General features: G+C 73.3%; 6 protein-coding genes. 5 read left to right on the top strand and 1 reads right to left on the bottom strand.

Translation table 11 applies throughout. The features are described 5' to 3' along the window. Positions 1–179: 179 nt before the first annotated feature. From ACGFIM_RS08570 to coaE, 5 genes are all read left to right on the top strand, one after another. Positions 180–1,274 carry a polysaccharide deacetylase family protein gene (locus ACGFIM_RS08570; protein ID WP_393196769.1) on the top strand — a complete coding sequence of 365 codons (1,095 nt, stop codon included), beginning with the start codon at positions 180–182 and terminating at the stop codon, positions 1,272–1,274. Positions 1,275–1,466: 192 nt separating this feature from the next. Continuing rightward, positions 1,467–2,945, top strand: a complete 1,479-nt coding sequence (gene rpsA / locus ACGFIM_RS08565; RefSeq protein ID WP_393196766.1) for a 30S ribosomal protein S1 — start codon at positions 1,467–1,469, stop codon at positions 2,943–2,945. A gap of 1,418 nt (positions 2,946–4,363) precedes the next feature. Continuing rightward, entirely contained in the window at positions 4,364–7,171 is a 2,808-nt protein-coding gene (locus ACGFIM_RS08560; RefSeq protein WP_393199663.1) for an alpha/beta fold hydrolase, read from the top strand. 19 nt (positions 7,172–7,190) lie between these two features. After that, positions 7,191–7,652 (top strand): GNAT family N-acetyltransferase, encoded by a 462-nt coding sequence (locus ACGFIM_RS08555; protein ID WP_393199660.1) that lies wholly within the window; start codon positions 7,191–7,193, stop codon positions 7,650–7,652. A gap of 36 nt (positions 7,653–7,688) precedes the next feature. Then, positions 7,689–8,291 carry a dephospho-CoA kinase gene (gene coaE, locus ACGFIM_RS08550; protein ID WP_393196763.1) on the top strand — a complete coding sequence of 201 codons (603 nt, stop codon included), beginning with the start codon at positions 7,689–7,691 and terminating at the stop codon, positions 8,289–8,291. A gap of 47 nt (positions 8,292–8,338) precedes the next feature. On the opposite strand, the gene ACGFIM_RS08545 is transcribed toward coaE, so the two are convergent. Then, the gene (locus tag ACGFIM_RS08545) at positions 8,339–13,915 is read right to left on the bottom strand and encodes a TIR domain-containing protein (RefSeq protein WP_393196760.1); all 5,577 of its coding nucleotides are present in this window, start codon (positions 13,913–13,915) and stop codon (positions 8,339–8,341) included. Between the last annotated feature and the right edge of the window lie 20 nt (positions 13,916–13,935).

Below are 13,935 nucleotides of genomic sequence, written 5' to 3'. Positions count from 1 at the left end.
AAGCCGGCGGCCGGTCCCTGGACGGGAGGGCGCTGGACGCCGGCCACAGGGACCGGGGAGAGCTCTGGACGCCGGCCGGGCGGAGCCGGGCGGGCTTGGGACGCTAGCCGCGAAAGCCGCGCCGCGGGCGGTTCTGCACTAACCTGTGGAGCCGTCATCACCGAGCGGCCGGGAGTTTCGTGCGGTTACCAGCGTCACTCACGCGGATCATCGTCATCGCGAACGTGGTGGTGATCACGGTCGCCGTCATCGGGCTCGTCCTCATGCCAGGCGAGCAGCGGCCGCATGCCAGGCCCGACGCCGCCGCCACCGTCCAGGGCAGCGCCGAGCCGCCCGCGCCCACCCCCGTCGGGCAGCCGCCGGGAGTGGTGTCCACGCCCGAGTTCGCCAGGCAGGTGCGGGCCAACGAGGCGGGGCTGGTGCCGGTGCTGATGTACCACCGCATCCTCGCCAAGCGGCGCGCCTCGCTCGACCGCACGCCCGCCCAGCTCCGCAAGGAGCTGGAGAAGCTGGCCAAACGCGGCTACGTGCCCATCACGGCGGCCGAGTTCGTCAGGGGCGACATCAGGGTGCCGGCCGGCAAGTTCCCCGTCGTGCTGACGTTCGACGACGGCCACCCCAGCCACTTCGCGCTGGACGCCGCCGGCCGGCCGCGGCCCGACACCGCCGTGGGCGTCATCCAGGAGGTGGCCGCGCGCTACCCGGGCTTCCGGCCGGTGGCCACGTTCTGGGTCAGCAAGGATCCGTTCGGGCTGCGCGACCGCAAGGCGCAGGAGGCGGCCGTGCGGTGGCTCACCGACCACGGCTACGAGGTGGCCAACCACACCTGGAGCCACCCCGACCTGCGCACGCTCACGCGGAAGAAGGTCGAGGAGCAGATCGTCCGGTTGGAGCGGCTGCTGAAGAAGCTCGGCGCGCCGCCGTCCCAGACCATGGCTTTACCGTACGGGTCGCTGCCCCGGGGCAAGAAGGCGGCCAGGAAGGGCTCGTGGAAGGGCACGCGCTACGACTTCGCCGGCGTGTTCCTCGCCGGGGCCGAGCCGTCCGTTTCGCCGTACGCGAAAAACTTCGACCGCGGGGCGATCCAGCGCATCCAGAGCAACGGCAGGAAGGGGGAGTGCCGCAAGTGGTGCTCCGAATACTGGCTCGACTGGCTGGATCGCCATCCCCGCAAGCGCTACGTGAGCGACGGCGACCCGGAAAGAATCTCCATTCCGAAGAAAGCTCGGGGTAATATCGGCGCCAAGCATGGGCTCCAGGTCATCACCTACTGAGACCTCCCCGGATTGACCCGGTGGCGTTGGTCTCATATGCTGATCGCTGCGCTGTGGGCTCGCGCGCGCCTCAGACGGAGCGGGCTCGCGCTCGGTCACGTCGATGTCGTAATTCCTCGGCTTGATGCGGAAGAGGGCCTGCCGCGCATCCGCCACATCGACATCCTGTCCGCGTTCGGAGCAATTCCACACATGACGTCCAGCACTGAGGCCACCTCGAGCACCCCGCAGGTAGCGGTCAACGACATCGGGTCCGAGGAAGCCTTCCTCGCGGCGATCGACGAGACCATCAAGTACTTCAACGACGGCGACATCGTCGAGGGCACCGTCGTCAAGGTCGATCGAGACGAGGTTCTTCTCGATATCGGCTACAAGACCGAGGGGGTCATCCCCTCGCGTGAGCTTTCGATCAAGCACGATGTCGATCCCGCTGACGTCGTGGAGGTCGGCGAACACGTCGAGGCTCTCGTTCTCCAGAAGGAGGACAAGGAGGGCCGTCTGATCCTGTCCAAGAAGCGTGCTCAGTACGAGCGCGCCTGGGGCACGATCGAGAAGATCAAGGACGAGGACGGCATCGTCACCGGCACCGTCATCGAGGTCGTCAAGGGTGGTCTCATCCTCGACATCGGCCTGCGGGGCTTCCTCCCCGCCTCCCTGGTCGAGATGCGCCGTGTTCGCGACCTGCAGCCGTACGTGGGTCGTGAGCTCGAGGCCAAGATCATCGAGCTTGACAAGAACCGCAACAACGTCGTCCTGTCGCGCCGCGCCTGGCTCGAGCAGACGCAGTCCGAGGTTCGCCAGACCTTCCTCAACACCCTGCAGAAGGGTCAGGTCCGCAAGGGCGTCGTCTCCTCGATCGTCAACTTCGGTGCGTTCGTGGACCTCGGCGGTGTCGACGGTCTGGTCCACGTGTCCGAGCTGTCCTGGAAGCACATCGACCACCCGTCCGAGGTCGTCGAGGTCGGCCAGGAGGTCACGGTCGAGGTCCTCGACGTCGACATGGAGCGCGAGCGCGTCTCCCTGTCGCTCAAGGCCACCCAGGAAGACCCCTGGCAGCAGTTCGCCCGCACCCACCAGATCGGCCAGGTCGTGCCCGGCCGCGTCACCAAGCTGGTGCCGTTCGGTGCGTTCGTCCGGGTCGAGGAGGGCATCGAGGGCCTGGTCCACATCTCCGAGCTGGCCGAGCGCCACGTGGAGATCCCGGAGCAGGTCGTCCAGGTCGGCGACGAGATCTTCGTCAAGATCATCGACATCGACCTCGACCGTCGCCGCATCAGCCTCTCGCTGAAGCAGGCGAACGAGGGCGTGGGTGCCGAGGTCGAGTTCGACCCGACGCTCTACGGCATGGCCGCCACCTACGACGAGCACGGCAACTACATCTACCCCGAGGGCTTCGACCCGGAGACCGGGGAGTGGCTCGAGGGCTTCGACAAGCAGCGCGAGGAGTGGGAGCGGCAGTACGCCGAGGCCCAGCAGCGCTACGAGGCCCACAGGCGGCAGATCGAGGAGGCCCGCAAGGCCGAGGCCGAGGCCGGCGAGGCCGCGTCCTCGTCCTACAGCGGCGAGAGCCAGGGCCAGCAGGGCGGCTCGTCCGCTCCGGCCAGCGGTGCGCTCGCCTCTGACGAGGCGCTCGCCGCGCTGCGCGAGAAGCTCGCGGGCGGCCAGAGCTGACATCCCGCACCGGGCATCGGCCGCCGCCTGAGGCTTAGCCGCCTCCGGCTCGTGGCCGAAGAGAAGTGGCGGAAGGCCCCGCACGGATCACCGTGCGGGGCCTTCCGCGTGCTGGGGGAGACTTTTCGCTGTTTTACCGGCCCGGCTTCCCCCGCTGAGCCCCTGGGGCCCCTACGCCAGGCACCCGAGCCTCACCACCAGCGCGACGGCGCACCTGTGCGGCCGGGCGGCGAAGGGCGCGCCGAGACCCAGCAGGTGCGTTAGTGCCCGGCGGTCCCAGGAACCGGCCCAGCCGAGCGCACCGCCCCAGGGCCACGCCCCGGCAGGCGTGCACTCGCTCGACGGGCCAGGTCCCCGCCTGGTCGGGCCTTTGGTGTGAGGAAGGCTCTCGGTCGAGCGGATGGAGCCGAGCGGCGCCTGGGGTGTGTCTCGGCGGGTTCGCCTTGCTCGGCGGGCTGAGATCCCCGCTATATCGGGCATACGGTGCCGGGGAGGGTTTTGGCTCGCTTCAGTTGAGTGCATGGAGTCGAGCGGCGCCTGGGGTGTGTCTCGGCGGGTTCGCCTTGCTCGGCGGGCTGAGATCCCCGCTTTGCGGGCGCACCGCGCTGGAGAGGGTCTTGGCTCGTCTCAGCTGAGCGTGCGGAGCCCAGCAGCGCCAGAGGCATGCTCCCGCAAGCGCGCCGCACTACCCGGCGGGGCCTGGCCCCCGCCCGTCGGGCACGCGGAGCCGGAAAGAGGCACAGCCCGCCTCAGCCGAGGGCACAGCGCCCGACAGCGCCTGAGCCACGCTCCAGCAAGCGCACGCGTTTCCGAGCGGGCGGTGTTTCGGCCGAGCCGGTGGCAGAAGCCAGAGGATGCGTTTGAGGCGAGTGGTCCGGACCCCGGTCGCGGGCCCTGCTCGGTCCCGGGTCTGGCGGTGGGTCGCGCGCTTGGTCCCGGGTCTGGCGGTGGGTCGCGCGCTTGGTCCCGGGTTTGGCGGTGGGTCGCGCGCTTGGTGCCGGGTTTGGCGGTGGGTCGCGCGCTTGGACCGGGGCCTGGCTGAGGCAGGTGCGCAGGGCCTGGCGCGGGCCGGGCTCGTGATCTGGCAGGTGCTGGGCGACTGCCCGGTTCCGGTCGCGTGAATGAAGCCGGTCACGGTCGCGTGATGCGGCCGTTCATGGCGGCGTGCCGGAACCGGTCACGGTCGCGTGGTGGAGCCGGTCACAGTTGTTGCGTGGTGGAGGCGGTCGCGGTTGCGTGGTGCGGAGCGCCAGCCCGCTCGGCTCGTGGGGGACGTAAGCGGGTATTTCCGGACTCTTCGCGCCGGGGCGCGGAGATTTTACTTGAGGGTCTTTGCAAACCTGTGACCTGCGGTGATGGTCGCTGCGACACTGGGCGGCGCTTGGTGGCTGCGACTGTCAGGAGCGACGTACGTGGGCATGGTTCAGCCGGTCATCCGGGCGGCGGCAGGTCTCACGGCGGTCATCGCCGTTCTCGCTGCCGCCGTACCGGCCGCGTCGGGCGCGGCGGACCCGGCGGGCGCGCCGGGAGGGCGTGACGACGGCGGGCTGTGGGCGGAGCCGCCCGGCGCGGCGAGCGGCCGGCTCGGGCGGGTGCGGTGGCGGGAGTGCGGCGACGGGCTCCGGTGCGGGAAGCTCTCGGTGCCCGTCGACTGGAAGCGGCCCGCCGGGACGCGTACGGAGATCGACCTGGCCTGGCTGCCCGCCCGCGACCCGCTCCGCAGCCTCGGCCCGCTGGTCGTCAACACCGGCGAGGGCTCCACCATCCAGGGTGTGCGCGCCCGGCCGGACACCGTGAGCGAGCTCGCCCGGTGGTTCGACGTGGTGCTGTTCGAGCCGCGCGGCATCGGCGACCGGGGAAGCGCCGCCATGGTGCGCTGCTCGGTGCCGCCGCCCGACCCCCGGCGGCTCCAGATGGCCGCTACAGAGGCCGCATGGCGCTCCTACGCCGATGACAACGCCGCCTACGACAGAGGCTGCCGGATCGCCTCCGGGCCCGCCTACGACGGCCTCACGGCCTGGCAGGTGGCACACGACCTCGACGCCCTGCGCGACGCGCTCGGCCGGCGCCGGCTCCGGTACGTCGGCAACGGGTACGGGGCCGTCTACGGGCAGGCGTACCTGGAGCTGTTCCCCGGCAGGGTCGGGCGGATGTACCTGGAGGGCGTACCTGACCACTCCGAGCCCAGCCTGGGCAGGCGGCTCATCGCCCGCGCCCGTGCGGCCGAGCGGCAGCTGCGCTTCTTCCGCGACTGGTGCGCCGCCCAGCCGGGGTGTCCGATCGACGGCGACGCGATCGCGGTCCTGGACGACCTTCTCAAGCGCGCCCCCTTGCCGGTCCAGCCTGGGCACGGGCGCGCCTCTCCGCCTGCCGGTCCGGGACGCGGCCCTGCCACGCCGTCCGTTGGCCCGGAAAGCGAATCACCCGCTCCTCCGTCCGCTGGTCCGGGGAGTGAATCACCTGCTCCTCCGTCTGTCGGTACGGGGAGCGAGCCGTCCGCTCCTCCGTCCGCTGGGCCTGGGCGCGAACGCGCGCCCCTGCCGGCGGGTTCCGCACGTGAGGATGCGGCGCGCGGGCATGTGCGCGCGGGTTCTCCCGGTGGGCCGCGTTCCGCTGCAGGTCCCGATCTGGACGCGCTGCTCGGCAGGTCACCGCTCGTTGCGGAGCGCGGGCTCGGCGGGTTGCTGAGCGGCGCGCCTGCCGTTGCGGCTTCCGGGGTCGGTGGTCCGGCCGGCGTCCCCGCGCAGACGGCGAGCCCTGGCGGCGGTGCCTCGCCCGGCGGGGAGCCGTCGGTGAGCCCTCGCGAGGGTGCCCGGATCGGTGGCACGTCTTCGAGGGCGGGCGCCGGGCCGTCGGCGCGGGGCGGCGGTGTCTCTTCGGAGGCGGGGCTTAGAATCGGTCGGCTGCTCGGCGAGGGGCCGCGGGTGGCGGGGTCCCGGCTCGGGCGGCTGCTCGGTGCGGCGCCGTCGGCCGTCGCTTCTGGGGCCGGTGGGTTGCTGGACGGAAGGCCGTCCGTCATCGCTCCCGGGCGTGGCGGCTCGGTGAAGAGGCCGCCTTCTGGCCACGCTGCGGCGCGAGGCGGGGAGCACAGGCCGTCATCGGGTGACGGGCGGGCGGATGAGGGCGTCCGGGCCGGGCGGGTCATCGACGAGCGGAGGATCACCGCCGCCGTGCTCGCCGGGCTCGAAGCGCGGCGGTGGCCGGAGCTGGCCAGGGCGCTGGCCGCCGCCGAGGAGGGCGATGCCCGGGCGCTGGCGGCGCTGGCCGGGGTGCGGCGGCCCGACGCGCCTGCCACCGTCTCCCGCGCCATGTACTGCCACGACTTCATGCCCGCGGTGCCCGGTCACCGGAGCTTCCTGCGCATGGAGTCCCGGCTGCGCGAGATCGCGCCCCGGGTGGGGTGGCTCACCGCCCGCTACGAGGTCGGCAAGTGCCTGGGCCTGGACACCCGCCCGAGCTGGCGGCCTCACCCCCTGCGGATCGACCGGTCCCGGCTGACCGGTGGTGAGGAGCCCGCGCCGACCGGCGGTGGCGAGGGCCGGCCCTCCCCGGGAGCGGCCGGGGACCGGCCGGCGCGGACCGGCGCCACCGGCCCCGCGCCCTATGGGGAGCCGGAGCCCGGTGCGGTGCTCCCCACGCCCCGAGCCGGTGACGCCCCCGAGCCCAGCGCCCTCGGCGCCTCGCCCCGTTACGGGGACGGCCCGGAGGCCGGTGCCGTCGATTCCTCGCCCCGGGAAAGCGACGCCGGTGGTGCCGGCTTCCCGGGCCGGAGCGGCGGCGAACCGGGTGAGCTCGGAGGCGGTCGCGAGCCGGAGAGCGCTGCCACCGGCTCGGCGGAGGCCGGTGGTGATGCGACGGCGGGTTCCCGCGGCGGTGCGACGGCGGGTTCCAGCGGCGGTGCGACGGCGGGGGCCGAGCGTGGAGGGTCACGGAGCGGCCGGGGATCGCGGCCCGAGGGGAGAGGGGCCGGGGCGGTCGTGCTGGTCGGGATCGGGCGGCTGGACCTGGAGAGCCCGCCTGCCGCGGCGGCTCGGCTGGCCGGGCGGATCCCCGGCGCGGTGGTGCTGTGGCACGGGGACGGGCACGACGCGTACCTGCTGCAAGGGGCCGCCAAGCTGCGGGCCGCCTGCCTGCGGGCACGCGTGCACGACTTCCTGGTGAACGGCGTGGCGCCCGCGGCGCGTACGGTGTGCCCCGGCGAGCTCACGGCGGGGGAGGGCCGCTGAGGGTAGGCTGCGGCGGGTGGTGATCGAGCAGGCGGTGCCCGGCGATGCGGGCGAGGTCCTGACCGTGCAGCGGGCGGCCTACGTCAGTGAGGCCCAGCTGTACGGTGACCCCTACATCCCGCCGCTGGTCGAGTCGCTGGAGCAGGTACGCAAGGTCATCGAGGACGCGGTGGTGCTCAAGGCCGTCGAGTCGGGCCGCATCGTCGGCGCCGTACGCGGCCGCCTGGCCGGCACCACCTGCCTGGTCGGCCGGCTGGTCGTCGCCCCCGACCTCCAGGGCAGGGGCATCGGTACGGCCCTGCTGCGCGCCCTGCACGAGCGGGTGCCGGACGCGCAGGCGTTCGACCTGTTCACCGGCCACCTGTCGGAGCCCAACCTGCGCCTGTACCGCAGGCTGGGCTACCGCGAGACCCACCGCGAGCGCATGGACGACCACCTGACCCTGATCCACCTGCGCATGACGCCGCAGCCGGCGGCTTGAGGAGCCGCTGGGGCGGCGGGCGATAGGCTTTCCCGCATGTTGAAGATCGGGCTCACCGGCGGGATCGGTTCCGGCAAGAGCGAGGTGTCCAAGCGGCTCGCGGCCAGGGGCGCGATGGTGATCGACGCCGACGTGATCGCCCGCGAGGTGGTCGAGCCCGGCACGCCGGGGCTGGCGCGGGTGGTGGAGACGTTCGGCGAGGACGTGCTGCGTCCCGACGGCTCGCTCAACCGCGAGAAGCTCGGCTCGATCGTCTTCAACGACTCGGAGAAGCTGGCGGCGCTCAACGCGATCGTGCATCCGCTGGTGGGGGAGCGGGTGGCGGAGCTGCTGCGCACGGCCCCCGACGACGCGATCGTGGTGTACGACGTGCCGCTGCTCGTGGAGAACGACCTGGCCTCCATGTACGACGTGGTGATCGTCGTCGACGCCCCCGACGAGCTGCGCATCCGCCGCCTGGCCGAGCACCGCGGCATGGCGGAGACCGACGCCAAGGCCCGCATCGCCGCCCAGGCGAGCCGGGACGAGCGGCTGGCCGCCGCGGACATCGTGATCCCCAACGACGGCTCGCTCGACGATCTCGACGCTCGCGTGTCCGAGGTCTGGGACGAGCTGTTGCGGCGCGCCGGTCGCGCCTGAGCCTGGTCGAACGGCTCACGCGCGCCGGCACCGGGCGGCACAGAGCGCTAGAACGGCTCGTCGAGCGGCACCTGCCGCACCTCCGGCAGGTACGCGTCCAGCTCGCCCAGCTCGAACCGCTCCATCCCGACCACGTGCCAGAACTGCCCGCCGGGCTCGCCCTGCACCTTGTAGCGGCCGTCGGGCGCGATGGCCGCCCACCCCTCGGGCAGGCCCAGCAGCGTCGCCAGCCGCCGGTCGCCCTCCCACAGGATGACCACGCCGTCGTCGCCGGCGCTGGCCAGCAGCTCGGAGTCGGGCACGGGGCTGAAGGCGACCGACCAGATGCGGCGGTTGTGCCCGGCCAGGATGCGCCGCAGGTCGCCGGTGGCGGCGTCGTAGACGCGGATGAGCGCGTCGTCGCCTCCGGTGGCCAGCAGCGAGCCCGTTCCGTTGAACGCCGCGCTCCACAGCCGCCCCTCGTGCCGCAGCGTGTGCACCAGGCGCGGCGCCAGGCCGGGCGGCAGCTCCCACACCAGGGCCCGGCCGTCGTTGCCGGCGCTGACGAGGTGGCGCCCGTCGGGGGAGTAGGAGACGGAGTAGACCCGGTCGGTGTGTCCTTCCAGGACGGCGACGCGGCGGCCCGTGCGGATGTGCCAGATGCGGACGAGCGTGTCGTCGCAGCCGGTGGCCACGTAGGCGCCGTCCGGGCTGAAGGCGATCGAGCGCACCCGGCCGCGATGCTCGGCCAGGTTGCCGGAGGGCCGCCCGGTCGGCCGGTACCACAGGCGCACGGTGTCGTCGTCGTTGGCCGTGGCGAGCAGGTCGCCGTCGGGGCTGAACGCCTCGGCCCACACGTGCTCGGTCTCGGCGTTGAGCTCGCGCTCGTAGTCGCCGGTGGAGGCGTTCCAGAAGTGCACGCCACCGTCGTTGCTCGCGGTGGCGAGCACCGGGCCGGCGGGGGAGAAGGAGGCCGAGATGAGCCGGTCGGAGCTGCCGGTGAACTCGCGCAGCCGGCGGCCGGTGCGCGGCTCCCACAGCCGTACGATGCCGTCGTTGCCGCTGGTGGCCAGCATCGAGCCGTCGGCGCTGAAGGCGACGGAGGAGATGCGGCGGCCGTGGCCGCGCAGCACCCGCTGGCACTGGCCGGTCTGCGGGTCCCACAGGCGTACGGTGCCGTCGTTGCTGCTGGTGGCGAGCTGCTGCCCGTCGGGGCTGAACACGAACGGCCACACCGAGCTGCGGTGGCCGGTCAGCTCGATCTTGCCGGAGTCGCCCACGCGCTGCAGCCGCACGACGCCGTTGGCGTCGCCGCTGGCCAGGATCTGCCCGCCGGGGCTGAAGGCGACCTGGTAGACGTTGGTGGCGTGGGTGGCGTGCACGCCGCGAGTCTCGCCGGTCGAGGTCCACAGGCGTACCGCGCCGGCCGTGTCGCCGCTGGCCAGCAGCGTCCCGTCGGGCGAGAACGCCAGCGAGTAGACGCTGCCGAAGTGGCCGGTCAGCTCGTGCAGGCGGGTCCAGGTGGCGGTGTCCCACAGGCGTACGGTGCCCGCCTCGTCGCCGGTGGCGAGCAGCCGCTCGTCGGGGCTGTGCACGACGCGGTAGACGCTGCCGCGATGCTCGCCCAGCGTCTCCTTCATCTGCCCCGATCCGATGTCCCACACGCGTACGACGCCCGCCGCGTCTCCGGTCACGAGGGCCGAGCGGCCGAACGAGGCGGTGTAGATCGGCGCCTGGTGCCCGGTCAGCTCGTGCAGCAGCCGCCCCGTGGCGGTCTCCCACACGCGTACGACGCCGTCGCCGCCGCCCGCCGCCACCAGGTCGCCCGAGGGGCTGAGCCGCAGCGGCCAGACGCCACCCGGGTGGCCGTCGAGGCGGCGCACGGGTTCGCCGGTCAGCGCGTCCCACAGCAGCACCACGCCGTCGCTCGCGCCGGTCGCCATGAGGTCGCCGGCGAACGTCACGGCGTAGACGCGGCCCCGGTGGCCCTGCAGCGTGCGCACGGGCGCGCCGCCGACGCACAGCAGCACGCCGCCGTCCTCGTTGCCGACCGCGATGGTCGCGCCGTCGGGGCTGTAGGCGATCGGCTCCGGCAGGCGGCTGGTCTGGAAGTGGTAGCCGTACGGGACGCCGATGCCGGCCGGTGCGAACTCCACCTCGACCGGCTGCCCCGGCACCACGGCGGCGCCGGGCAGGCGCGGCAGCGTGCCGGTCACGTCGATGAGCGTGGCGCGGTGCCAGCGGGCGCCCTCGACGGCCGCGTCGCTCAGATCGACGCGGGCGAGGCGCGCCCCCGACAGGTCGGCGCCGCGCAGGTCGGCCCCGGTGAGCTGGGCGCCGTCGAGCCGGGCCCCGGCCAGGCGGGCGTCGCGCAGCACGGCCCTGGACAGGTTGGTGCCGACCAGCGTCGCCTCCGACAGGTCCGCGCCGGTCAGGTCCACCTCGCGCAGGTCGCGGGCCGACAGGTCCTCGCCCTTGAGGTTGGCGCCGCGCAGGTCCGTACGCGCGGGCGTGCGCAGCCTGGCGGCGATCTTGACGGCGTTGGCGCGCGAGACGTCGTCCGGCGGCGGGTCGTTCACCCAGGCGCGCAGCGCCCGCACGTCGGCCAGGTCGCACAGGAACTCCACGGTCAGCGCCGACAGCGGCCGGCGCGACAGCAGCTCGGGGTCGTCCATGGTCGCGGCGATGTGGCGGGCGATCAGCCACTCCATCACCGAGGTGTGGATGAACCCGAACATGCCCTCCTCGGTGCGCACCAGCAGGCTGCCCGAGCCCATGCGGAACGCCGCGTGCGCGGCCGTGAGCTGCCCGTCGGCCAGGTCGGTCAGCGTCTCGCCGATCTCGGTCAGCTCGTCCATGCCGAGCAGCGACTCGCCCGACTCCCACAGCCGCACCGCCAGCGCCGTCACCGCCTGCCACAGCTCGTCCACGCTCAGCCCGCCGGTCGAGCCCGGCACCTTGGCCCGCCGCTCCTCGAACGTCAGCCAGGAGGTGAGGATCTCCTCGTACAGCAGGGCCGGGCTGATCGTGTGGCGGGCGCGGGCCACCGTACGGAGGCGGTCGGCGTCGAGGTCGGCGATGAAGCTCAGCATGCGCGGGTTCTGGGCCAGCGCGAGCAGGTCCTCCATCTCCCGCATCAGCGCCATGCGGGCGCTCGCCTCGGCGTCGTCGCCGAACCTGTTGGCGAGGTAGGAGCTGATCTGGTCGGGCGCGAAGTTCTCGACGCCGAGCACCCTGCGCTGCGGCAGCACGCCCACCATCTCGCCCAGCGAGGTCAGCACCTGGCTGTGCGACTTGAAGTGCTGGGTACGGCTGGCCACCACGATCTTCGCCTTGTCCTCGGCGGCGGCGAGCAGCGTGGCCAGGTGGTCGGCCGCGCGGTCGTAGGTCAGGCGGGTCACCAGCTCGTCGAAACCGTCGAACAGCAGCACGATCCGCCCCTGCCGCAGCAGGTAGCGGAAGGCCTTGAGGTCGATGACCTCCTCGCCGTGGCTCGCCAGGTGGGCCGCCACCAGCGCGTCCACCGAGTGCGCCTTGTCGAGCGCGCGCAGCTCGATGAGGATCGGCGTCAGGTGCGGCAGCTCCGTGGGGATGCGGCGGGCCAGCTCGCGCAGCGCGAACGTCTTGCCGTGACCGAAGTCGCCGAGCAGCAGCACGAAACGGCCGTGGTCGGCCGACAGCAGCCGCATCAGCTCGTCGGTCAGGCCCGACTTGACCTGGCTGCCGGGGCGGTCGAGCTCGCGGTAGCGCTGGGGGACGTACAGGCTGGGCGGGTAGCGGCGGTCGGAGGCGAGCCGCGCGGTCTGCTCGGCGACGTAGCCGCTCAGGTCGAGCAGGCCCTGGAACTCGGTGAAGCTGCGCAGCCGCACGCCCTTGCGCATGAGCTCGTCGCGGACCGCGCGCGGCGCGGGCGGCCCCTGGTAGACCAATTCGGCCGAGAGCCCGGCGGCGTGGGCCGTCCGCACGAACGGGGCGGCGCTCTCCACGGTGGGCTCGCCGACGTACGCGCCGATCATGGTCTGCCTGACGAACCCGTCCTCGGGGTGCGTGACCACGAGATGGGCGTCGAACCTGCGGATCCTGGCCCGCTCGTGCCGCGCCTCGCACACCTCGGCGATGCGGTCGAGCAGCAGCTCGACGGGGCTGGGCGCGCGCCGCTCGGGCTCGGGCGCGGGCGGCGGCGCGGGCGGGGTCTGCCCGGTGAACGTGGTCTGCGCCGAGCGCCACCTGGCGCGCACCCGCTCGGGCCGGCCCGCGTCGGGCAGCCACGTGCGCAGCCCGTCGGGGCCGATCTCGATCACCTGGTGGCGTCCGGCGCGCGGCGCGGCGATGTGGCCCTCGCCCGCCGGGCCCGTGCCGCCGTGGAAGAGCAGGTTGATGCGGTGACCGAGGAGCCGCTGGTAGGTGGCGGCGTCGCGCAGCTCGGCCGGCGGGTGGCCCATCGCGCCCAGGCGCAGCCAGGCGCGCTCCTCGTAGGGGCGCAGCCGTTCGGCGAACCAGGCCGCCTGCGCCTCCCCGATCATCGCGTACGCGTCGCGCTCCAGATGGCTCATCGCCATCGTGGAGTTGAGCCCCGCCACGACCACCTGCAGGTCGGGCACCTCGAACAGGGTCCACGGCTGCCCGCCGTCGAACACCCGGTCGTCCAGGCCCTGGTAGACCTCGCCGAACAGGGAGGCGAAGTGCCGCCACTTGGGCCAGTAGGGCGGCTGCGGCGCGACGTCGTCGGCCTCGCAGGTCAGGAAGTAGGCGCTGGCGGCGGCCTTGGTGACGTCGCGCGGGCCGGGCAGCAGGATGAGCCGGTGCGGCTCCAGGCCGAGCAGCAGCCGCAGGTCGGTGACGAACCGGGTGGCCTGCCCGAACTGGCCGAGCGTGCCCGACTCGGTGAGGTCGCCGGCGATGACCATGAGGTCGGGGCGCGGCATGCCGCGGTCGTACATGGCGGTCAGGTCGGCCCAGATGCGGGCCTGCATGTCCTCGGGCGTGAACGGGTCGCCCGGGTCGGGCAGCGCCCGGCCGAAGCGGGGGCCGCCGATGTGCAGCACGCTGATCGTCTCGCGCCCGCGCGCGGTGGCCGCGGCGGGCGGGAACGCCGGCGCGGTGACCGGCCTGCGCCTGGCCCTGGCCGGCTCGGCGGGCTCGGGCAGCGCGGGCGGGGCCGGCGGCGCGGCGGGCACCGACGAGCCGTCGGGGAACGCGGGCGGGACCTCCGGCTTGGCGCGGCCCGCCAGCGCCTCCCTGACCCTGCCGAGCAGCAGCGCCCTGGCCTGGCCCGGGTCGGTGACGCCCAGCAGGTCCACCCAGGTGATGGTGGACAGCAGCCCTTCGAGCGGCACGTCCTCCAGGCGGATGGTGACGAGCTTGTTGGACGGGTTGTCGGGGTCGGCGCGCAGCGCGGCCTGCCACTCCATGCGGCCGTAGCGCGAGCCCAGGTAGTTGCGCGAGAGCACGGCCACGACGAGCTTGGCCTCGCTGACGCCGCGGTCCATGAAGTCGATGAAGTTGGTGCCGGGCACGAAGTCCCACGCCTGGATCATGGTCTTGTAGCCCGCCGCCTCGAGCTCCCACGCGATCCAGGTCGCCCAGGCCGTGTCGGCCGGGGAGTAGCTGACGAAGATGTCGGTCGGCCTGCCGTCACGTGCCATCTGTTCAGTATCTCCTGTGG

It is taken from the genome of Nonomuraea sp. NPDC049309 (genome assembly GCF_043196965.1).
Classification (GTDB): Bacteria; Actinomycetota; Actinomycetes; order Streptosporangiales; family Streptosporangiaceae; genus Nonomuraea; species Nonomuraea fastidiosa.
Note: the sequence above shows the minus strand (reverse complement) of the source record. Positions and strands in the feature narration are given on the sequence as shown.